This window comes from Rhodococcus jostii RHA1, from assembly GCF_000014565.1.
Classification (GTDB): domain Bacteria; phylum Actinomycetota; class Actinomycetes; order Mycobacteriales; family Mycobacteriaceae; genus Rhodococcus_F; species Rhodococcus_F jostii_A.
The window spans coordinates 1,082,546-1,103,970 of record NC_008268.1; the positions used below are offsets into that span (position 1 = coordinate 1,082,546).

The 21,425-nt window shown below is 69.5% G+C and carries 24 protein-coding genes; 4 read left to right on the top strand and 20 right to left on the bottom strand.

Going from position 1 to position 21,425, the window contains the following annotated elements; genetic code table 11:
• Positions 1–62 precede the first annotated feature (62 nt).
• Positions 63–767 carry a TIGR02234 family membrane protein gene (locus RHA1_RS04875; protein WP_041811094.1) on the bottom strand — a complete coding sequence of 235 codons (705 nt, stop codon included), beginning with the start codon at positions 765–767 and terminating at the stop codon, positions 63–65.
• Positions 764–2,350: an anthranilate synthase component I gene (locus tag RHA1_RS04880; RefSeq protein ID WP_011594179.1), complete on the bottom strand. Its 1,587-nt coding sequence runs from the start codon at positions 2,348–2,350 to the stop codon at positions 764–766. Before RHA1_RS04880 ends, RHA1_RS04875 begins: the two co-directional genes overlap by 4 nt.
• Positions 2,351–2,409: 59 nt before the next feature.
• Between RHA1_RS04880 and RHA1_RS04885 the strand changes: the two genes are divergently transcribed.
• Entirely contained in the window at positions 2,410–2,874 is a 465-nt protein-coding gene (locus RHA1_RS04885) for a peroxiredoxin (protein ID WP_011594180.1), read from the top strand.
• Here RHA1_RS04885 and RHA1_RS04890 read toward each other — a convergent pair.
• Positions 2,862–3,641, bottom strand: coding sequence for a dioxygenase family protein (locus tag RHA1_RS04890; protein WP_009473670.1), 780 nt, complete (start codon positions 3,639–3,641; stop codon positions 2,862–2,864). The genes RHA1_RS04885 and RHA1_RS04890 overlap by 13 nt on opposite strands.
• Before the next feature lie 179 nt (positions 3,642–3,820).
• Between RHA1_RS04890 and RHA1_RS04895 the strand changes: the two genes are divergently transcribed.
• Positions 3,821–4,330 carry a MarR family winged helix-turn-helix transcriptional regulator gene (locus tag RHA1_RS04895; RefSeq protein ID WP_009473671.1) on the top strand — a complete coding sequence of 170 codons (510 nt, stop codon included), beginning with the start codon at positions 3,821–3,823 and terminating at the stop codon, positions 4,328–4,330.
• A gap of 7 nt (positions 4,331–4,337) precedes the next feature.
• Here the strand turns inward: RHA1_RS04895 and RHA1_RS04900 are convergent, their stop codons facing one another.
• From RHA1_RS04900 to RHA1_RS04965, 14 genes are all read right to left on the bottom strand, one after another.
• Positions 4,338–4,517 (bottom strand): tautomerase family protein, encoded by a 180-nt coding sequence (locus RHA1_RS04900; protein WP_005260336.1) that lies wholly within the window; start codon positions 4,515–4,517, stop codon positions 4,338–4,340.
• Between the two features lie 76 nt (positions 4,518–4,593).
• Complete coding sequence (gene hisI / locus RHA1_RS04905) at positions 4,594–4,938, bottom strand: phosphoribosyl-AMP cyclohydrolase (protein ID WP_009473672.1); 345 nt, start codon at positions 4,936–4,938, stop codon at positions 4,594–4,596.
• Positions 4,935–5,708, bottom strand: a complete 774-nt coding sequence (hisF, locus tag RHA1_RS04910; RefSeq protein ID WP_005247506.1) for an imidazole glycerol phosphate synthase subunit HisF — start codon at positions 5,706–5,708, stop codon at positions 4,935–4,937. Before hisF ends, hisI begins: the two co-directional genes overlap by 4 nt.
• Positions 5,705–6,538, bottom strand: a complete 834-nt coding sequence (locus tag RHA1_RS04915) for an inositol monophosphatase family protein (protein WP_011594181.1) — start codon at positions 6,536–6,538, stop codon at positions 5,705–5,707. The genes hisF and RHA1_RS04915 overlap by 4 nt, the downstream gene beginning before the upstream one ends.
• A gap of 9 nt (positions 6,539–6,547) precedes the next feature.
• Positions 6,548–7,282 carry a bifunctional 1-(5-phosphoribosyl)-5-((5-phosphoribosylamino)methylideneamino)imidazole-4-carboxamide isomerase/phosphoribosylanthranilate isomerase PriA gene (priA, locus tag RHA1_RS04920; RefSeq protein ID WP_005247511.1) on the bottom strand — a complete coding sequence of 245 codons (735 nt, stop codon included), beginning with the start codon at positions 7,280–7,282 and terminating at the stop codon, positions 6,548–6,550.
• Positions 7,283–7,301: 19 nt separating this feature from the next.
• Entirely contained in the window at positions 7,302–7,559 is a 258-nt protein-coding gene (locus RHA1_RS04925; RefSeq protein ID WP_011594182.1) for a membrane protein, read from the bottom strand.
• Positions 7,556–8,191, bottom strand: coding sequence for an imidazole glycerol phosphate synthase subunit HisH (hisH, locus tag RHA1_RS04930; protein ID WP_009473677.1), 636 nt, complete (start codon positions 8,189–8,191; stop codon positions 7,556–7,558). The genes RHA1_RS04925 and hisH overlap by 4 nt, the downstream gene beginning before the upstream one ends.
• A 9-nt stretch (positions 8,192–8,200) precedes the next feature.
• Positions 8,201–9,382: an MFS transporter gene (locus RHA1_RS04935; RefSeq protein ID WP_011594183.1), complete on the bottom strand. Its 1,182-nt coding sequence runs from the start codon at positions 9,380–9,382 to the stop codon at positions 8,201–8,203.
• A complete protein-coding gene (locus tag RHA1_RS50350; protein WP_007297398.1) occupies positions 9,382–9,534 on the bottom strand; it encodes a CG2302 family histidine operon protein in 153 nt (50 codons plus the stop codon). Before RHA1_RS50350 ends, RHA1_RS04935 begins: the two co-directional genes overlap by 1 nt.
• A 13-nt stretch (positions 9,535–9,547) precedes the next feature.
• A complete protein-coding gene (gene hisB / locus RHA1_RS04945) occupies positions 9,548–10,162 on the bottom strand; it encodes an imidazoleglycerol-phosphate dehydratase HisB (RefSeq protein WP_011594184.1) in 615 nt (204 codons plus the stop codon).
• The gene (locus RHA1_RS04950) at positions 10,159–11,301 is read right to left on the bottom strand and encodes a histidinol-phosphate transaminase (RefSeq protein ID WP_011594185.1); all 1,143 of its coding nucleotides are present in this window, start codon (positions 11,299–11,301) and stop codon (positions 10,159–10,161) included. Before RHA1_RS04950 ends, hisB begins: the two co-directional genes overlap by 4 nt.
• Positions 11,298–12,620, bottom strand: a complete 1,323-nt coding sequence (gene hisD / locus RHA1_RS04955) for a histidinol dehydrogenase (RefSeq protein ID WP_009473681.1) — start codon at positions 12,618–12,620, stop codon at positions 11,298–11,300. The genes RHA1_RS04950 and hisD overlap by 4 nt, the downstream gene beginning before the upstream one ends.
• Positions 12,621–12,726: 106 nt before the next feature.
• Positions 12,727–13,788 (bottom strand): zinc-binding metallopeptidase family protein, encoded by a 1,062-nt coding sequence (locus RHA1_RS04960; RefSeq protein WP_011594186.1) that lies wholly within the window; start codon positions 13,786–13,788, stop codon positions 12,727–12,729.
• Positions 13,789–13,899: 111 nt separating this feature from the next.
• Positions 13,900–15,843: an acyl-CoA dehydrogenase family protein gene (locus RHA1_RS04965; RefSeq protein ID WP_011594187.1), complete on the bottom strand. Its 1,944-nt coding sequence runs from the start codon at positions 15,841–15,843 to the stop codon at positions 13,900–13,902.
• An 87-nt stretch (positions 15,844–15,930) separates the two neighbouring features.
• Here RHA1_RS04965 and RHA1_RS04970 point away from each other — a divergent pair, with 87 nt between their 5' ends.
• A complete protein-coding gene (locus RHA1_RS04970; RefSeq protein WP_011594188.1) occupies positions 15,931–17,208 on the top strand; it encodes a glycoside hydrolase family 1 protein in 1,278 nt (425 codons plus the stop codon).
• A gap of 36 nt (positions 17,209–17,244) precedes the next feature.
• Entirely contained in the window at positions 17,245–17,874 is a 630-nt protein-coding gene (locus tag RHA1_RS04975; protein ID WP_016880075.1) for a LysE family transporter, read from the top strand.
• A gap of 51 nt (positions 17,875–17,925) precedes the next feature.
• Here the strand turns inward: RHA1_RS04975 and nadC are convergent, their stop codons facing one another.
• The 3 genes from nadC to nadA are packed head-to-tail and all read right to left on the bottom strand — an operon-like array spanning position 17,926 to position 21,397.
• The gene (nadC, locus tag RHA1_RS04980) at positions 17,926–18,795 is read right to left on the bottom strand and encodes a carboxylating nicotinate-nucleotide diphosphorylase (protein ID WP_011594189.1); all 870 of its coding nucleotides are present in this window, start codon (positions 18,793–18,795) and stop codon (positions 17,926–17,928) included.
• Positions 18,795–20,363 (bottom strand): L-aspartate oxidase, encoded by a 1,569-nt coding sequence (locus RHA1_RS04985; protein ID WP_011594190.1) that lies wholly within the window; start codon positions 20,361–20,363, stop codon positions 18,795–18,797. Before RHA1_RS04985 ends, nadC begins: the two co-directional genes overlap by 1 nt.
• Complete coding sequence (gene nadA / locus RHA1_RS04990; protein ID WP_005247541.1) at positions 20,360–21,397, bottom strand: quinolinate synthase NadA; 1,038 nt, start codon at positions 21,395–21,397, stop codon at positions 20,360–20,362. Before nadA ends, RHA1_RS04985 begins: the two co-directional genes overlap by 4 nt.
• Positions 21,398–21,425: the final 28 nt, after the last annotated feature.

The window sequence follows — 21,425 nt, forward strand, 5'->3', positions numbered from 1 at the left end:
GAAACCCGATGTGAGGAACATCATCAGGGGTGAAGTCAGCCTAGATGGCACTCTGATTCTGTTTACGTTCGGGTCCCCGGGTCTTTGTCCTGTCCGTCAACTTGGTCGACAGGTTCGGCTTTCTTGTCTTCCACCGTGGGGTCCTCCCCCGCGTCCAGGGCGTCCCAGAGCATGCGCTGGGTGACGGGCCCCTCGCCCGCATCGGCCCCGGCCTTCTTCGCCGCGTCACGCCGCGCACCGGGGCTGTCGTACTTGGAGGAGAGCCCGGCCCGCACACGCGGACGGCGCACGAGTTCCACCGCGGCGGCGAGCGCCGCCACGCCGCCCACCAGCGCGAGCACGGCGGGTCCGACGTGCACGGACACCGACTGAACCTCGGCGCGGCCCGGCAACTCGGCCAGCCTGCCCGCCTCGTCGTCGGAGGCGCCGGACACGATCAACCCCACCGCCGGAACCGCGGCCGCGACGGCCACGACCGCGACGAGGACGCCGAGCACACGCAGCGCCCAGCCCTTCACGGCGAACAACGCGGCGATCGCGGCGACCAGGGTCAGCGCCAACGGCGTGAGCGCCGCCGCCCACGTGCCGCCGGCGAGCGCGGACGTGCGCTCCTCCCCGAGTCCGTCGGAGGAGGTGACCTCCACCCACGTCATCCGGGAGGCACCCCACAGGCACAGCGCGGCGACCGCGAGCAGCAGCACCGAGATCATCGACCGGCGACGTCCCGCCTGCCCGGGTTCCCGGGACGTCTCCGACGCGTCACTCACTGCGTGTCGCCTCCCAGGGTCTTCAGCGTGTGCGCCGCCGCGATCGCGCTCAACACCGCCATCGCCTTGTTCCGCGCCTCCGTGTCCTCGTACTCGGGGTTCGAGTCGGCGACGACGCCCGCACCCGCCTGGACGTACCCGATGCCGTCCTTGATCAGCGCGGTCCGGATCGCGATGGCCGTGTCGGCGTCGCCGGCGAAGTCGAGGTACCCGATGATGCCGCCGTAGATGCCCCGGCGCGTGGGTTCGAGTTCCTCGATCAGCTGCATCGCCCGGACCTTCGGCGCACCCGACAGCGTGCCCGCCGGGAAACACGCGGTGACGGCGTCCAAGGCATGCTTACCGTCCGCGAGGTGACCCGTGACGGTGGAGACGAGATGCATCACGTGGCTGTACCGCTCGATGTGGCGGTAGTCGTGGACCTTCACCGTGCCCGGTTCGCACACGCGCCCGAGGTCGTTGCGGCCCAGGTCCACGAGCATGAGGTGCTCCGCGTTCTCCTTCTCGTCGGCGAGCAGGTCCTTCTCGAGCAGGATGTCCTCCTCCTCGGTGTGCCCGCGCCACCGGGTTCCCGCGATCGGGTGCGTGGTGGCGACGCCTTCCGACACGGTCACCAGGGCCTCCGGGCTCGAACCGACGATCGAGAACGCGGTCTCGCCGTCGCCGTTCGGCACGTTGAGCAGGTACATGTACGGGCTCGGGTTGGAGGCGCGCAGCATCCGGTAGACGTCGATCGGGTCCGCGGTGCAGTCGATCTCGAAGCGCTGCGACAGCACCACCTGAAATGCCTCGCCCGCCTCGATGTCTCCCACGAGTTTCTGCACGTCGGCGCCGAATCCTTCGGTGGTGCGCTGACGCCGGTAGTCGGGGGCGGGCTTCGCGAACGTGGACACGGTGGACGACGCCGGCGCCGACAGGGCGTGCGTCATCCGGTCCAGCCGCTCCACTGCGGAGTCGTAGGCCTCGTCGACACGTTCGTCGGTGCCGTCCCAGTTGACCGCGTTGGCGATCAGGGTGATGGCGCCCTCGTGGTGGTCGACGGCCGCGAGATCCGTCGCCAGCAACATGACCATCTCGGGGATCTGCAGATCGTCGGTGGTGTGCTCGCCGATGCGCTCGATCCGGCGCACCGCGTCGTAGCCGAGGAAGCCCACCATGCCGCCGGTCAGCGGCGGCAGGTCGGGCAGCCGCTCGGTGCGGAGCAGTTCCAGCGTCCGGCCGAGGGCCGCGATCGGATCGCCGCCGGACGGGACGCCCGCCGGGACGTTGCCGTACCAGGCGGCTTCACCGTCGACGACGGTGAGCGCGGCGGGACTGCCCGCGCCGATGAACGACCATCGCGACCACGATCGGCCGTTCTCCGCCGACTCGAGCAGGAAGGTCCCCGGCCGGTTCGCCGCCAGCTTGGTGTACGCCGACAGCGGAGTTTCCGCGTCTGCCAACACCTTGCGCGTCACCGGGACCACCCGGTGTTCGGCGGCGAGAGCGTGGAACTGCTCGCGCGTCGTAGTCGAGTCGGACCCGTCGTCGGCCGGGGTGGCGGCGGACTCGGGTGCGGGAATCGTGGTGGGCTCGCCGTGCATGCCGACCATCATCCCAGGCGCACTCGTCGTGTCTGCGTGCGCGGGTAGCCTCGGCTCTCATGAAGCCAGGTCAGCTCGCACCGGAATTCACCCTGCCCGATCAGGACGGCATCGCGCGGTCCCTGTCGAGCCTCCTCGAGGACGGCCCTCTGGTGCTGTTCTTCTACCCCGCGGCGTCGACGCCGGTCTGCACCGCCGAGGCCTGCCATTTCCGCGACCTCGGAATCGAGTTCTCCGCGGTGGGCGCGTCCCGCGCCGGGATCAGCACCGACGCGGTGGAGAAGCAGGCGTCGTTCGCGCAGGCGCAGTCGTTCGACTACCCGCTGCTGTCGGACGCCGACGGAGCCGTCGCGGAGATGTTCGGCGTCCGCCGCGGACTGCTCGGCAAACTCGCCCCGGTCAAGCGGTCGACGTTCGTCATCGACACCGACCGCACCGTGCTCGAGGTCATCTCGAGCGAGTTCCGCGCCAACACGCACGGCGATCAGGCGCTCGCCTTCCTCCGGACACGTCAGTCCACCTGAATCGACCGTTTGGCCAGCCCCATCCAGAAGCCGTCGATCACCTGCCGAGGGATCTGCTCCGGATCGCTCGAGGCGCCCAGCGTGACGAACAGCGGCGCGAAGTGCTCGATCGTCGGGTGGGCGTACGGCATGCCCGGCGCGAGCGAGCGGAAGTCGATGAGCGAATCGACGTCGCCAGCGGCGAGGCGCTCGTCCGCCCAGGCGTCGAACTCCGACGACCAGCCGGGCGCCTTCGCGTCGGGTGACGGGTCGCGCAGGAACGGCAGGCCGTGTGTGGTGAATCCCGAACCGACGATCAGCACACCCTGCTCGCGCAGGGGACGCAGCCGCTCACCGAGGTGCAGCAGTCGCTGCGGGTCGAGCGTGGGCAGCGAGATCTGCAGGACCGGGATGTCGGCGTCGGGGTACATGACCGTCAACGGCACGTAGGCGCCGTGGTCCAGGCCGCGGTGCGGCTGGTGCGACACGGTCTCGTCGTCCGGCATCAGCGCCACGATCTGCGCCGCGAGGTCGGGGGCACCGGGCGACTCGTACGTGGTCCGGTAGAAGCGCTCGGGGAAGCCACCGAAGTCGTAGACGAGGGGCGTGCCGGTGGTGGTGGATCCGATCGTGAGCGGCGCCGATTCCCAGTGCGCCGACACCATGAGGATGGCCTTCGGCCGCGGCAGGTCGCCTGCCCACTTCGCCAGCTGCGACACCCACAGTTCGCTGTCGACCAGTGGAGGCGCACCATGGCTGAGGAACAGTGCGGGCATCGTGGCGGTCATCGCGACTCCTTCGGATCCGAGATCCAACATCGACGGCCAATGTTGAACCTTCAAGTTACTATAAGAGTCAACCGATGGGCGCGGCAACTAATTCCCCGGGCACGATCCAGCCCGCGACGTGCTAACTATGTTGAACACGCTGCACGCGTGGATCGACGTACAGATGGAGGACACCACTGATGAGTGGGAACGACGAGGGCAAGCCCGCAGAACCCGGCACCCGATGGCTCGACGCAGAGCAGCAGGAGGCCTGGCTCACCCTCATCGCCCTGGTCACCCGGCTCCCCGCCGCACTGGACACCCAGCTCCAACGCGACTCGGCACTCACCCACTTCGAGTACTTCGTCCTCGCCTCGCTGTCCGGCGAAACCAACCGGCGCCTCCAGCTGTCCCTGCTCGCCCAGCGCGCCAACGCATCACTGTCCCGGCTGTCCCACGTCATCACCAAGATGGAAAAAGCCGGCTGGGTACGCCGCGAGAGCATCCGCGGCAGCCGCGGCTCCGACGCCGTCCTCACGGACGAAGGCATGGCCAAAGTCGTCGAGGCCGCGCCCCCGCACGTCGAATCCGTCCGCTCACTGATCTTCGACGGACTGTCCGCCGAACAAGTCCGTCAGCTGTCCGAACTGTCCGGCGCCATGCTCACCCAACTCGACAAGAGCATCGCGTCGGGAACCGGCAGAGCCTGACAGCAACTCACCCCAGCGGCGTCCCGCCGACACCCCAGCTGTCGCGCGGGACCTCGGTGATCGTCACCCACACCTTCGCGGGATCCTTGCCCGTCGCATCGGCGTAGGCCTGGGTGACCGCCTCGATCGTCGCGCGCTTCTGCTCCGCGGTGAGCCCCGGTGTCTGACTGATCTGAATCAATGGCATGCGGGCATTCTGCCCGAGGGCATGCGGGCATTCTGCCCGAGGGCATGCGGGCATTCCGCCCGAGCGTCGTGGCGCCCTACTCGACGGCGAGAAGAACGTCGGTGTCGAAGCAGGTGTGCGTGCCCGTGTGGCACGCCGCCCCCTCCTGATCGACGACGAGCAGCACGGTGTCGCCGTCGCAGTCGAGCCGCACCTCGTGGACGTACTGCGTGTGACCGGACGTCTCGCCCTTCACCCAGTACTGCTGACGGGACCGGGAGTAGTACGTGCCCTTGCGGGTGTCGAGGGTGCGGGCGAGAGCCTCGTCGTCCATCCACGCCACCATCAGGACGTCGCCCGTCGACCGTTCCTGCGCGACAGCGCTGAACAGTCCCGCCTCGTTGCGCTTGAGCCGTGACGCGATAGCGGGGTCGAGACTCATCGGACGGTGATCCCTTCTTCACGCATGGACTTCTTCACGTCGCCGATCGTCATGTCGCCGAAGTGGAAGACACTGGCGGCCAGGACGGCGTCCGCGCCGGCGCCGACCGCGGGTGCGAAATGCTCGACGGCGCCCGCTCCCCCGCTGGCGATCACCGGCACGTGCACGGCCGCGCGCACCGCCCGGATCATCGGCAGGTCGAAACCGGCCTTCGTGCCGTCGGCGTCCATCGAGTTGAGCAGGATCTCCCCGACGCCCAGTTCGGCGCCGCGGACCGCCCACTCCACCGCGTCGATACCGGTGCCGCGCTTGCCGCCGTGCGTCGTGACCTCCCACCCCGACGGGGTGTCGGGCTGACCCTGCGGCACGGTCCGTGCATCGACCGACAGGACGATGCACTGGGAGCCGAAGCGTTCGCTGAGTTCGCGGAGCAACTCGGGCCGGGCGATCGCGGCGGTGTTGACGCTGACCTTGTCGGCGCCTGCGCGCAGCAGCCGGTCGACGTCCTCGACGGTGCGGACACCGCCGCCGACCGTGAGCGGGATGAAGACCTGCTCCGCCGTCCGGCTCACCACGTCGAGCATGGTGCCCCGGTCCGCGGTGGACGCGGTGACGTCGAGGAACGTGAGCTCGTCGGCTCCCTGGGCGTCGTATGCGGCAGCCAGCTCGACGGGGTCACCCGCATCCCGCAGGTTCTCGAAATTGACGCCCTTGACGACGCGTCCGGCATCGACGTCCAGACACGGGATCACTCGAACCGCCAGTGTCATTGCGTACGCCCTCCTGAAGGCTCGGAACGAGGATCACCCAGTGATCCGAGGATATCGAGAATTTCGCCGTGCACTCCGGGCGCTCCGGCGAGCACCGAGTCGGACGTCACGGTCCAGGGTTTGCCGCCCAGATCCGTGACCACACCACCCGCGGCGCGCACCAGCGCGACACCGGCGGCGTTGTCCCACGCATTGTGGCCGAACACCACCGCGCCGCCGAGTATTCCGGCCGCGGTGAACGCGAGGTCGACGCCGGTGGATCCGTGAATCCGGATCCGGGAGGACACCCGGCTGAGCTGTGCAAGGACCTGCAGCCGGTACGCGCCGGGGATGCGACCGCGACTGTCGATGTTCAGTGCGCCCAAGCCCACGATCGACGACGCCAGCGACGTGCGACCGAGCGCAGGCAGGGGCTTGCCCCCTTCGAGCAGCGGGCCGTCCGCGACGGCCGCATACCGCCGCCCGACGAGCGGCAGCCACGTCAGACCGAGGACGGGAACCCCGTCGTCGAGCAGCGCGAGCAGCGTGCCCGCCGTGGGCAGACCGGCCGAATAGTTGAACGTGCCGTCGATGGGGTCGAGCACCCACACGGGTCCGCTGCCCAGGTCGGGGCCGCCGAACTCCTCGCCGTGCACGTCGATGCCGGTCCGGTCACGCAATTCACCGGTCAGCCGCTTCTCGAGTTCGAGGTCGAGGGCGGTCGCGAAGTCGTCGGGACCCTTGTGGACGGCGCTCGGCGCACCCACACCCGAGACGAACCGGTCGTGCACGCCGTCGAGCAGCTCGCTGGCGACGGCGAGGAGCTCCCGGGGATCACGGGACAGGGCCATGGCGGGAACTCAGCCCGAGACCGCGGCGAGCGCCTCGGGGAGGGTGAACCGCCCCGCGTACAGCGCCTTGCCGACGATGGATCCCTCCACCCCCTGATCGACGAGCCCGGCGATCGCCCGGAGGTCGTCGATGGTGGACACGCCGCCCGAGGCCACGACGGGGGCGTCGGTGGCCGCGCAGACCTGCGCGAGAAGTTCGAGATTGGGGCCGGTGAGGGTGCCGTCCTTGCTCACGTCGGTGACGACGTACCGGGAGCAGCCGTCCTTGTCGAGCCGGGCGAGCGTCTCCCACAGGTTTCCGCCCTCGGTGACCCAGCCGCGACCGCGGAGCTGGTATTCACCGTCGACGAGGCGCACGTCGAGACCGACGGCGATCTTCTCGCCGTATTTGGCGATGGCGCGGGCACACCACTCGGGGTTCTCGATGGCGGCGGTACCGAGGTTGACGCGGCCGCAGCCCGTCGCCAGTGCGGCCTCGAGCGACGCGTCGTCGCGGATCCCACCGGACAGTTCCACCTGGACGTCGAGCTCGCCCACCACGTCGGCGAGGAGTTCACGGTTCGAGCCGCGACCGAATGCGGCGTCGAGGTCGACGATATGCACCCACTCGGCACCGTCGTTCTGCCATGCGAGGGCGGCATCACGAGGCGAGCCGTATCCGGTCTCGCTTCCTGCCTCCCCCTGGACGAGGCGAACAGCTTCACCGTTGACGACATCTACAGCAGGCAAAAGGACCAGGCTCACGTGCGACAACCCTAGTCGCTCAGCGGTCGGAACCCGGCTCCGGGTCCTCGGGATCGGGACCGTACGCGTTGCGGGTCATGCGTTTCGACACGAAGCCCATGGCCGCGATCGCACCTGCGACGCCGAGCAGTCCGACGATCAACCCGAGGACGGGGCCCGGTTTTATCACCAGAATGATGGCGGTGGCGAGTACCAGCACCGCGGTGGCTGCGCCCATCGCGTACACCGCGAGCCTGCCGATCGACAGATCGCCGCGCCCGTCCCCGGGCTCGGTCACAGACTGCGAACCCAGTTCCGGAGCAGCTCCGCGCCCGCGTCACCGGACTTCTCGGGGTGGAACTGGGTGGCGGACAGCGCGCCGTTCTCGACGGCGGCGAGGAACTTGCCGCCGTGGTCGGCCCACGTCAGGGCAGGGGGCGCGAGCCGCTCCGGTGTCGGCATGTCCCAGGACTGGGCCGCATACGAGTGGACGAAGTAGAACCGGGTGTCGGGATCGATCCCGGCGAACAGCGTGCTGTTGTCGGGGGCCTCGACCGTGTTCCATCCCATGTGCGGCAGCACGTCGGCCTGGAGCCGTTCGACGGTGCCGGGCCATTCGCCGCAGCCTTCCGCCTCGACGCCGAACTCGACTCCGCGTTCGAAGAGGATCTGCATGCCGACGCAGATCCCGAGGACCGGCCGTCCGCCGGCCAGACGCTGACCGATGATCCGCTCCCCGCGGACCGCGCGTAGTCCCTCCATGCACGCGGCGAAGGCGCCGACGCCGGGAACGACCAGACCGTCGGCCGCGAGTGCAACCTTGTGATCGGATGTGACCTCGACGCGCGCGCCGGTCCGGGCCAGAGCGCGGGTGGCCGAATGCAGGTTGCCGGAGCCGTAGTCGAGGACGGCAATCGTGGAGACGGTCATGACACAACCTTATCCGGCGGCTGCACGACGCCCGAGGGCGCGGCCGACGACCATCGCGGCGGCCGGAACCACCGCGACCGCCGTCGGCGCGACCGCGAACACCCAGGAGTACCCGGCCGCCGACGCGACGGCCCCGAGCGCGAGGGAACCGAAACCGGTTCCGGCGTCGAACCCGATGTTCCATCCGGCGCTCGCCGAGCCGAATCGGGCCGGTCCCGCGGCGGTGAAGATCATGACGAGGGTTTCGTTCTGCACCGCGCCGAATCCGAATCCGAAGGCCAGGGCCGCACACACCAGCAGCGGCACCGGCGCACTCGTCGCCGCGGCGACGGCGAACAGCACCAGGCCGAGGCACACGAACGCCAAAGCGGGAACCAGGGCGCGGCCCACCCCCAGCCGGTCGGAGAACGATCCTGCGGCGTATCGCCCGATCAGCGTCGCACCGCTCGAGACGGCGAGGATCACCCCGGCGAGCGAGGCTCGTTCCGAGATCGCGATCGGCAGCAGGCTGGAGAGGCCGCCGAATGCGGCCGCGGAGATCGCGATCGCGAGCCACGGGGTGAGTAGGACGGCGAACGGGATGCGGCCCTGCGAGGTGCGGTCCGCGGGGGCGTGAATCGCGGGGAGCCGCGTAATCGCGAGCACCGCGAGGGCGGGAATGAGGGCACCGATCACGAAGACGGGGGTCGCGGACCAGTGCTGCATGATCGCGAGCCCCGCCGGCAGACCGACCATCTGCGCGGCGGCCACCGCGATTCCCTGCGCACCCGTCGCCCGGCCGAGCATCTCGCGGGGAACGAGTTCGGCGACCAGCGCACTGCTGGCGACGGTGAGCATGCCGAAGCCCGAGCCCCGGACGGCAGACACGGCCAGCACCGGGATCGCCTCGGTCGACAGGAGGAGGAGCAGCGACGGCGGCCCGAGCAGCATGCAGCCGGCGGCGAGCACCCAGCGATGCCCCCACCTGCGCAGGAGCCGGGGCACACCGAGTTGCGTGACGACGGTCGCGGCCATGAACACGGCCGTCACGCTGCCGGCGAGCGTGTCCGAGCCACCGGACAGCGAGACGATCAGTGGCACCACGGGCAGCAGCACCGCCCAGCCGCCGAACGCCGCCGCGCCCATCACCATCGCGGCGGGCATGCCGCGGGTGCGGAGCAGGCCGCGGCGCGGCTCCACTGCGACGGGCATTACATCAACCTGAGAACGCCTGCCACGGCTGCCAGCACCGCCAATGCCAGCAGCACGCCCGAGGCCAGTTTGTTGAACTTCCACATGGAATACGCCCCGCCCGCCGCGATCCCCGCGGCGATGAACAGGACGTAGACGAGGACGACACTCACGAATGCGCCCGGATCACAGGCTGCCCTTGGTGGAGGGCACACCCGTGACGCGGGGATCCGGTTCGACGGCCTCGCGCAGTGCCCGGGCGACGGCCTTGAACTCGGCCTCGGTGATGTGGTGCTGATCGCGCCCGTAGAGCACGCGCACGTGCAGGGCGATGCGCGCGTTGAGCGCGATCGACTCGAACACGTGCCGGTTGATCACCGTCGCGTACGGCACGCCCGGGTAGCCGCCGATGACGGAGTGCAGCAGGTGTTCGGGTTCGCCGGTGTGAACGCAGTACGGACGCCCCGACACGTCGACCGACGCGTGCGCGAGCGTCTCGTCCATGGGGATGAACGCGTCACCGAACCGGCGGATGCCCTTCTTGTCGCCGAGCGCCTGACCGAGCGCCTGACCGAGCACGATCGACGTGTCCTCCACCGTGTGGTGCGCCTCGATCTCGATGTCGCCCTTCGCGTGGACGGTGAGGTCGAAACTCGCGTGGGAGCCGAGCGCGGTCAGCATGTGATCGAAGAACGGGACCCCGGTGGAGACGTCGACGATGCCGGTGCCGTCGAGGTTCAGTTCGACGGTGATGCTGGATTCCTTGGTGGTGCGCTCCACGCGGGCGATGCGGTCGGTCATCCTCGGTCTCCTGAGCTGGTGAGTTCGGTGGCGGCGATCTCGTCGCTCGCCACGATGAAGGCGTCGTTCTCGGAGGCCAGCCCGACGGTGGCGCGCAGATACCCCGGGATGCCGACGTCCCGGATGAGCACTCCGCGGTCGAGGTAGGCCCGCCAGGCGTGGGCACTGTCGGTGAACTCACCGAACAGGATGAAGTTCGCGTCGCTGGGGATGACGCGGAACCCCGTGTCGTCCAATGCCTTCGACACCCGCACCCGCTCCGTTGCGAGAGCGTGCACGCTGGCGAGCGTCTCGTTCGCATGCCGCAGCGCCGCCCGGGCAGCGGCCTGCGTGACCACCGACAGGTGATACGGCAGCCGGACCAGGAGCAGCGCCTCGATGAATGCCGGTGCGGCCGCAAGGTATCCGAGCCGGCCACCGGCGAACGCGAACGCCTTGCTCATCGTCCGCGACACCACCAGCTTCGACGGGTACTCGTCGATCAACGTCAGAGCGCTGGGCGCGTCGGAGAATTCGGCGTACGCCTCGTCGACGATCACGATGCCCGGCGCGGCGTCGAGGACCCGGCGCAGTTCCGCGATGCCGACGCTGTGCCCGGTCGGGTTGTTGGGACTGGTGACGAACACGACGTCGGGCCTGCGCTCGGTGATCGCCGCGGTCGCGGCGTCCACGTCGAGCGCGAAGTCGGCGCGCCGGAAGATCGGCAGCCACTCGGTCTCGGTGCCGTCCGCGATGATCGGGTGCATCGAATACGACGGCACGAAGCCCATCGCGCTGCGACCGGGACCGCCGAACGCCTGCAGCAGCTGCTGCAGGATCTCGTTGGACCCGTTGGCCGCCCACACGTTGTCGACCGTCACCGGCACCCCCGTCTGGCGGACGAGGTACGCGGCGAGGTCGGTGCGCAGTGCCACCGCATCCCGATCCGGGTAGCGGTGCAGTTCCCGCGCGGCCTCCCGCACGGACTCGGCGACGTCGTCGACGAGCGCCTTCGTGGGCGGGTGCGGGTTCTCGTTGGTGTTCAGCTGGACCGGGACGGTCAGCTGCGGCGCCCCGTACGCCGACTTGCCGCGCAAGTTCTCCCGGATCGGCAGGGCGTCCACCCCGATCGACGAACCCGGCACGTTCGCCGCGGTCACCGCAGCGCCTCGAACCGCAGCCGCACGGCCTCACCGTGCGCGGGCAGGTCCTCGGCGTTCGCGAGGGTGATGACGTGGCCGGAGACCTCCTTCAGCGCGGATTCGGAGTAGTCGACCACGTGGATGCCGCGCAGGAACGTCTGCACGCTCAGACCCGAGGAGTGCCGGGCGCAGCCCGCAGTGGGCAGGACGTGGTTGGACCCGGCGCAGTAGTCGCCCAGGCTGACCGGCGCCCACGGGCCGACGAACACCGCGCCCGCACTGGTCACCTTCGCGGCGACGGCGGTGGCGTTCTCGGTCTGGATCTCGAGGTGCTCGGCGGCGTACGCGTTGACCACCCGCAGTCCCGCCTCGACGTCGGAGACCAGGACGGTGCCCGACTGCGTGCCGGACAGCGCGGCGGTGACGCGCTCCTTGTGCTTGGTGATCGCGAGTTGCGCGGCCAGTGCCGTGTCGACGGCGTCGGCGAGTTCGACGCTGGATGTGACGAGCACGCTCGCGGCCATCACGTCGTGCTCGGCCTGGCTGATCATGTCTGCGGCGACGTGCACCGGGTCGGCCGTGTGGTCGGCGAGGATCGCGATCTCGGTGGGGCCCGCCTCGGCGTCGATGCCGACGAGGCCGCGGCAGAGGCGCTTGGCGGCGGTGACGTAGATGTTGCCGGGGCCGGTGATGAGGTCGACGGGGGCGAGTTCGGCGCCGTTCGTGTCGGTGCCGCCGTAGGTGAGCAGGGCGACAGCCTGACCGCCGCCGACGGCCCACACCTCGTCGACCCCCAGCAGGGCGGCCGCGGCGAGGATCGTCGGGTGCGGCAGACCACCGAAGTCGGACTGCGGCGGCGACGCCACCACGAGAGACCGGACACCGGCGGCCTGCGCCGGGACCACGTTCATCACGACGCTGGACGGGTAGACGGCGTTGCCGCCGGGAACGTACAGCCCGACGCGGTCGACGGGAACCCACCGTTCGGTGACGGTGCCTCCCGGGACGACCTCGGTGGTGGTGTCGGTGCGGCGCTGGTCGGCGTGGACCTTGCGGGTGCGTTCGATCGCGACCTCGAGGGCGGCCCGGACGGCCGGATCGAGTTCGCCGAGCGCGCGGTCCAACTCGGACTGCGGCACCCGCACCTGCGCGGGACTGACGCCGTCGAACTTCTCGCTGAACTCGAGCGCCGCGTCGGCGCCGCGCTCACGGACCGCCTCGACGACCGGGCGAACCTGATGCAGGACCGCGTCCACATCCACTCCACCTCGAGGAAGTGCGGCGCGAAGTTCGGCCGTGGAAGGGGTACGACCACGAAGGTCGGTGCGGGCGAGCATGAGAGGTCCTCTCTGCGAATGTCGGGACACGGTGTCTCGGATGAGCGGACTGTTCTGCGAAGAACAGGGCTCGACACCGATTATCCAGGATAGGCGCACCCCATTTTCACCGGTCGGCGGCCGACCGGGTTTCCGCCGACACCGGTGCCGGCTCGTCCCACACCGGGGCGGGCTGGATCAGCGAGTGGATGAACCGCATCTTCTCCAGCACCGCGGCCGGAAGCACGAACGGATACAGGTCGTGGTGCCCCATCGACCTGTTCAGCTGGTTGAGCGCCCACGACAGCGGCAGCCACCAGTCGATGATCTGGTCGAACCCCACGTCACCACTGAGTTCGCTGCTCGTCGTCGCTCCGGCGGGTGCCATCGCGAAGGCCGCCGCGGTGTCCAGGGCGTCGCGGATGTGCAGGTAGTGAGCGAACGTCTCCGCCCAGTCCTCGGCGGGGTGCATCGTGGCGTAGGACGACACGTAGAGCCGGCCCCAGCCCTTCGGCGCACCCTCGCGGTAGTGGCGTTTCAGCGCGGCCTGGTAGTCGACGTCCGGATCCCCGAACAGGTCCTCGAATCGGGCGCGTTCGGCGTCGCCCCGGATCAGCATCACCTGGTAGTAGTGCCCGATCTCGTGCCGGAAATGGCCGACGAGCGTGCGATACGGCTCGTCCATCTCGACGCGCAGCTGTTCCCGGTGCACGTCGTCGCCCTCGGCCAGGTCGAGGGTGATCACCCCGCCGGCGTGCCCGGTCACCACCCGGGTCTTTGCGCTCGACAGCAGGTCGAAGGCCAGCCCGGTGCCCGGGTCCTCGAACTTGGGGACGATCGGTAGACCGAGCTCGTCGAGTTCGAGAACGACCCGCCTCTTGTTGGTCTCGGCGGTCGCGAACGCGGCCATGCCCTCGTCGTCACCGTCCGCAGGACGCGTCCGCGTCAGCCGGCACGACGTGCACAGGCTCTGGACGTCGTCGTTCCGGACGAGCCAATTGCACTTCGCCGTGCCGGCATTCCCGCACCGCACCCAGGTCTCGCCGTCCACGTCCGCCCGGTCCCCGCCGTCGAGGACGACGATGGACCGGCTCGGCAGGTGGAATCCCAGGGCGCTGTCACATTTCAGGCAGAGACTGTTCTCGAACGACAGTCGTTGGCCGCATTTTCGACACATGAAGCTGCGCACTGGTGTTCCCTCGGCTCGTCCCGACCGCGTCCGAGAACGCAGGCGGGTGCCACGCTGGTGTGCGCGTCTCCTCGGAGGGTACCGCCGAGCCGGGGCGCGGAACCCGACGGCCTAGAGGCGGGTCGAGTGCAGGAACCTCCTCGCCAGGTTTTCCTCGGTGGACGCGCCGGGGGTCCACTCGGTGATCCACGGACCGGTGCCTTCGCTGGGGTCGACCACTCCCCGCTCCAGCCACGCATACCGTCCCTCGAGGATCGAGTGCGCGACCCGCTTGTCCACGTCGTCGGTGTTGTGCCACAGACCGTCGAACAGTTTCTCGACCCGCAACGCTGCCTGCCGGCAGAACACGTCGGCGAGTTCGTAGGCGGCCGCGCCCTCGGCCTCGTTCTCCTCGCGCTGCATCTCCGCCTTGACGCACGTGGCGGACATCGCGAACAGCTCGGCGCCGATGTCCACGACCCGGCCGAGGAAGCCCTGCTGCTTCTCCAGCGCCGCCTGCCACCGGGCCATCCCGTAAAACGTGGAGCGGGCCAGCTTGCGGGAGTGCCGTTCGACGAACCGCAGGTGCTTGGCCAGGACACCGAATTCGCTGAACGACGTCGGCACCTGCCCCTTGCCTGCCACGAGTTGCGGCAGCCACTTCGCGTAGAAACCACTCGCCTTGGCGGCCGCGCGGGCCTTCGCACCGGTGTCGGCGTGCGGGTCCGCGAGATCGCCCGCCGCCGTGAGGTGCGCGTCCACGGCCTCGCGCGCGACCAGCAGCCGCATGATCTCGCTCGAGCCTTCGAAGATCCGGTTGATGCGCAGGTCGCGGTCCAGCTGCTCCACCGGCACCGCACGTTCACCGCGGGCCGCCAGCGACGCCGCCGTCTCGTATCCACGGCCGCCGCGGACCTGGATCAGCTCGTCGGAGATGACGCAGGCCATCTCGGACGACCACAACTTGGCGAGCGCCGCCTCGATCCGGATGTCGTTGCGACCCTCGTCGTTCATCTGCGCCGACAGGTCCACCACGGCCTCGAGGGCATAGGTGGTCGCGGCCATGAACGACAGTTTGTTGGCGACGGCAGTGTGCTCGGCGATCGGCTTGCCCCACTGGACGCGGACGCCCGACCATTCGCGGGCGATCTTCAGCGACCACTTCCCGGCCCCGGCGCACATCGCCGGAATCGCCAGCCTGCCGGCGTTGAGTGTGGTGAGCGCGATCTTGAGTCCGTCACCTTCCCGGCCGATCAGGTTCTCGGCCGGAACGCGGACCTTGTACATGCGGGTGACGCCGTTCTCGATCCCCCGCAGTCCCATGAACGCGTTGCGCCGTTCGACGGTGATGCCCGGGGTGTCGGCCTCGACGACGAAGGCGGAGATTCCGCCGCGGTGGCCTTCGCTCTTGGGCACCCGCGCCATGACGACGAGCAGTTCGGCGACGACGCCGTTGGTCGTCCACAGCTTCACGCCGTCCAGTTCGTAGGCGGCACCGCCCTCGATGGGGGTCGCGGAGGACGCCAGCCGCGCGGGGTCGGAACCGACGTCCGGTTCGGTGAGGAGGAAGGCGGAGATGGCGCCGCGGGCGCAGCGCGGCAGGAACTCGCGTTTCTGCTCGGGGGTGCCGGCCAGCTTGAGCGGTTCGGGGACGCCGATCGATTGATGCGCGGACAGCAGCGCGCCCAGGCTCGGATGCACCGACGCGACGAGCATCAAAGCCCGGTTGTACGCGACCTGCGAGAGTCCGAGGCCGCCGTACTCCTCCGAGATCTTCAGGCCGAAGCACCCGAGGTCGGCGAGGCCGCGGACGTATTCGTCGGGAATGCGCGACTGGGACTCGATGACGCTGCCGTCCATCTCCTCGCAGTAGGCGCGGAGGCGAACGAGGAATTCCTCGGCCTTGGCGGCGTCCTCGGTCGCCGGCCGGGGGAAGGGATGAACCAGATCCAGCCGGAACCGTCCCAGAAACAGTTCTTTCGCGAACGAGGGTTTGTCCCAGCCGGATTCCCTCGCCTCCTCCGCGACCGCTCGTGCTTCTTCCTCGGTGACCTTCGGAGCTGAGGTGTCGACCATGACGCGCCTCCTACTGGCGGGTAGTCCTACTCACCAGTATCACCCAATCGGCGCACTCGGGACAGCGTTTCCGCTACTCTTCGGCCGATGCGGACTCCCTCGCGACTCCTGGGCGCCGGCGCGGTCCTGCTGTGCTTGCTGGCGCCCGCGACCGCGGCGCACGCCGCCCCTCTCCCCGACGACTTCCTGTGGGGCGTCGCGACGTCCGGGTTCCAATCGGAGGGTTCCTCACCAGACAGCAACTGGCGGCGGTATTCCGACTCCGGACGGACCCACGACGCGATCGGCAGCTCCGTCGACTTCCGTCACCGGTACACCGAGGACATCACCCGCGCCGCGGACCTGGGTGTCGGCGTCTTCCGGTTCGGCGTCGAATGGGCCCGCCTGCAACCCGCCCCGGGCGTGTGGGACGAGACCGAACTGCGGTACTACGACGACGTCGTCCACGAGATCACCAGCCGCGGAATGACCCCGATGATCACCCTCGACCACTGGGTGTATCCGGGGTGGGTCGCCGATCGGGGCGGCTGGGCGAACCCGGACACGGTCGACGACTGGCTCGCGAACGCGCAGAACGTGATCGAGCGCTATTCCGGTCTCGGTGCGCTCTGGATCACGATCAACGAACCGACCGTCTACGTGCAGAAGGAGCTGACGTTCGGTGGCATCACCCCCGACCGGGCCCCGCAGATGCTCGACCGGCTCGTCGAGGTCCACCGCCGCGCCTACGACCTGATCCACGAGAACGACCCGGGCGCCCGGGTGAGCAGCAACCTCGCGTACGTCCCGGCCGCGATGGACGCGCTCGACGCCACCTTCGTCGACCGGGTCCGCGACAAGCTCGACTTCCTCGGCGTCGACTACTACTACGGCCTCTCCCCCGACAACCTCACCGCGGCACACGCGGTCACCGACGCCTTCTACGACATCAACCCTCAACCGGACGGCATCTACCACGCCCTGATGCGATACACCGGAAAATTTCCGGGACTACCGCTGTACGTCGTGGAGAACGGCATGCCCACCGACGACGGGAGACCGCGCCCGGACGGCTACACCCGGTCCGATCATCTCCGCGATCACGTCTTCTGGCTGGAGCGGGCACGGGCGGACGGCGCCCCGGTGATCGGATACAACTACTGGTCGATCACCGACAACTACGAGTGGGGCACGTACCGTCCCCGGTTCGGCCTGTTCACCGTCGACGCGCTGACCGATCCCACCCTCACCCGCCGACCGACCGATGCGGTGACCACCTACCGGGACCTCGTCGCGAACGGGCTCCCGCCCGGCTACGAACCCGAACGCCCTGCCGCACTCTGTTCCCTCGTGAATCCGCCGCTCAGCTGCATCGATCCCCCGTAGATCGGGTGCAGCAGAGGCGCGACGTAACATCACCTCGTGTCGTGGCAGATGTGGTGTGCAGTGCTCGGGGCTTCGTGCGTGATCAGTCTGTCCCCGGGGGCCGGCGCGATCGCATCGATGGCCACGGGGATGCGGTTCGGGTTGCGTCGCGGCTATTGGAACATCGCGGGTCTCCAGCTGGGGTTGCTGCTGCAGATCGCGGTGGTCGCCGCCGGACTCGGGGCACTGCTCGCGAATTCGACACTTGCGTTCACGGTGATCAAGTGGTTCGGCGTCGCCTACCTGGTGTATCTCGGCGTCCGTCAGTGGCGGGCGAGCGCGACCGACGTGTCGGGCGTCGACGGCGAGGTCGCCGAGACCAGCGGGCCCGCGATGACCCTGCGCGGCTTCCTGGTCAATGCCAGCAACCCGAAGGCCGTCGTCTTCATGCTGGCGGTGCTCCCACAGTTCATCACCCCGTCAGCGCCGCTGCTCCCCCAATACCTGGTCATCGCCGCCACCATGGTCGCGGTCGACGTCGTCGTCATGACCGGCTACACCGGGCTGGCGTCGAAGGTCCTGCGGCTGATGCGGTCACCACGCCAGCAGCGCGCGACCAACCGGACGTTCTCCGGATTGTTCTTCGTCGCGGCCACGTTCCTGGCGACGGTGCGCCGCGCCGTCTGACCCGTGAGTACTTGTTAACCGCGGGCGGTTAACAAGTACTCACGGGTGGGGTCACATGTCGAGGCCGAGATCCAGCACGGTGACGGAATGGGTGAGCGCACCGACCGCGAGGTAGTCGACTCCGGTGCCGGCGTACTCGGCCGCGACGTCCAGCGTGAGACCGCCCGACGACTCCAGCTTGGTGCCGGGGGCGTTCGCGTCACGACGTTGCACGGCTATCTGCGTCTGCCACAGCGGGAAGTTGTCGAGCAGCACCAGTTCGACGTTCTCGGCCAGCACCTCGTCGAGTTGCTCGAGGCTGTCGACCTCTACCTCGCACTCGATGTCCGGTGCCGCCGCGCGCACGGCCCGCAGCGCCGCCACGACCGAACCGGCGGCCGCGACGTGGTTGTCCTTGATCAGTGCCGCGTCGCCGAGCCCCATGCGGTGATTGACGCCGCCGCCCACCCGGACGGCGTACTTCTGCAGGCCGCGCAGTCCCGGCAGCGTCTTGCGACTGTCGCGGATCTTCGCCCCGGTGCCCTCGACCGCGTCCACCCAGGCGGATGTCGCCGTGGCGATGCCGGACAGGTGGCACACCAGGTTGAGCATCGTCCGCTCCGCGGTGAGCAGCCCCTGTGTGGGCGCGGTGACCGTCAGCACGGCCTGGCCGGGCGCGACCCGGGTGCCGTCGGCGACCCGGTCGAGAACCTGGTAGCGGCCCGCCCCGATCACTTCGTCGAGCACCAGCAGTCCCACGTCGAGGCCGGCGACGGTGCCGTGCGCGCGGGAGACCACGGACGCCTTGGCCACCGCGTCGGCCGGGACCGTGGACGACGACGTCACGTCCGGTCCGTACCGCAGGTCCTCGTCCAGGGCGAGACGCACGAGCGCACGCACCTTGTCCGCGTCCAGACCGTCGGGAAGGACATGGTCGGACATCACAGCACTCCTGTCAGTTGGGGTTCGAGAAGCTCGAGTTCGCTGTCGCGCAGACGCACGTGCGTGCTGCGGCGCCACTCGTCGGATGTCTGCGGGTAGTCGCTGCGGGTGTGGCATCCACGACTTTCGGTCCGCGCCACGGCGGCGAGCACCAGTGCGGACGCCGTCAGGGTCAGCGCGGCGTCTTCGAGCGCGGTCTGCCCCTCGGGCACCGTGTGTGGCGCGGCGGCCAGGGCGGCGGCCACCGCATCGAGGCCGGCACCGTCCCGGACGACGGAGGCGTTGCCGGTCATCAACTGCTGCACCAGTTCCCGAGGTGCGGACGGCAGGGCACGCTGCTCGGGTTCGGTTGCCTCGACGCGGAGGCCGGCGCGTTCGACGGCCGCGGCGCCGACCCGCTCGCCGACCACCAGGCCTTCGAGAAGACTGTTGGAGGCCAGCCGGTTCGCTCCGTGCAGCCCGGTGCGGGCCACCTCGCCCGCGGCGTAGAGGCCGGGGACGGCGGTGCGTCCGTCGACGTCGGTGACCACTCCGCCGCACGAGTAGTGCGCGGCGGGCGCGACCGGGATCAGCTGTTCACGCGGATCGATCCCGGCGTCCAGGCACGAGGCCGTCACGGTCGGGAAGCGCTGCACGAAGCCGGACAGGTGACGCGCGTCGAGGTAGACACGGTCGTGACCCAGTTCCCGAAGCCTCGACGCGATCGCCCGCGACACGACGTCGCGGGGGGCGAGGTCGCCGCGCGGGTGCACACCCGCGGTCACCGATTCGCCGTTGGCGTCGACGAGGATCGCACCCTCGCCGCGGACGGCCTCGCTGATCAGCGGACGCCGTCCGAGACCGCCGGGGGTGAACAGGACGGTCGGGTGGAACTGCACGAACTCGAGATCGGCGACGGCCGCGCCTGCGTCCAGCGCGAGAGCGACGCCGTCGGCGGTGGCTCCGGGCGGGTTGGTGCTGCAGGCGTACAGCTGCCCGAGCCCGCCGGTGGCCAGGAGGACGGCCGGTGTGTGGACGACGCCGAGTCCGCGCGGCGAATCCACGAGCACGCCGGTGACACCGCGCGCGTCGGTGAGTACCCGTAGGGCGACGCTGTCGAACAGGACGGGAAGCCCGGCGGCACCCAGTGCTCGCTGCACCTCGGCGCCCGTGGCGTCCCCTCCGGCGTGAATGATCCGCCGGGTGCTGTGCCCGCCCTCGCGGGTGCGCGAGACGGCGCCGTCGCGGCCACGGTCGAACACCGCGCCCAGATCGGTCAACGCGGCCACGGCATCACGGCCGCCCGCCACGATCGATCGCACCGCGTCGTCGTCGCACAGGCCCACCCCGGCCTCGCACGTGTCGGCGACATGCGACTCCACCGAATCGGTGACGGCGTCACCCACCACCGCGATGCCGCCCTGCGCGTACTGCGTCGCGGTGTCCGTCGCCCCGCCCTTGCTGACGGTGAGCACGGTCAGTCCGCGCAGCGAGGCGGTGCGTGCGGCCGTCAGTCCGGCCACACCACCGCCCACCACCACGAGGTCGGCGTGCTCTTCCCAGGAAATCCCCCGGGCCGGGCTGCTCACTCGCCGCCGCCCGGGTTTCCGATCTCGATCATGCGCTGCACCGATTTGCGGGCACGCTCCGCGGTCGCGAGATCGACGTGAACCTCGTCCTTGCCCTCGAGCAGGCAGCGGAGCAGGGCCGCGGGGGTGATCATCTTCATGTACGGGCAGGACGCGCGGTCGTTGACGGCCTGGAAATCGACCTCCGGCGCGGCCTTGCGCAGCTGGTGCAGCATGCCGACCTCGGTGGCCACGAGAACCTGCTTCGCCCCGGTCGCGCGGGCGGCGTCGAGCATGCCGCCCGTCGACAGGATCTTCACCTTGTCCTCGGGCACGAACCCTTCACCGGCCAGGTAGAGAGCCGAGGTGGCGCAGCCGCATTCGGGGTGCACGAACAGTTCGGCACCGGGGTGCGCCTTGGCCTGCGCGGTGAGCTCGTCGCCGTTGATGCCGGCGTGGACGTGGCACTCACCCGCCCAGATCTGCATGTTCTTGCGGCCGGTGACGCGCTTGACGTGTGCGCCGAGGAACTGGTCGGGCAGGAACAGGACCTCACGGTCGGGGTCGATCGACGCGACCACGTCGACGGCGTTGGACGACGTGCAGCAGATGTCCGTCAGACCCTTCACCTCGGCGGTGGTGTTGACGTACGACACGACGACGGCGTCGGGGAACTCCGCCTTCCACTCCCGCAGCTGATCGGCGTTGATCGAGTCGGCCAGCGAGCAGCCGGCACGCTCGTCCGGGATCAGCACGGTCTTGGCGGGGCTGAGGATCTTCGCGGTCTCGGCCATGAAGTGCACGCCGCAGAACACGATGGTGTCCTCGGGCGCTTCGGCCGCGATGCGCGAGAGCGCGAGGGAGTCGCCGACGTGGTCGGCCACGTCCTGGATGGCGGGCAACTGATAGTTGTGCGCAAGGAGCGTCGCTCCCCGCTCACGCGCCAGCCGTTTGATCTCGGCAGCCCACTCTTCGCTCGCCTCGACGCCCGCGTAACCGCCGGGACCGTCCTGAATCTGCGGGTTGGTACCCGCCCACAACGTCGTGGTCGTCATGGCTTGCTCCTTCACCGTGAACTCGGGC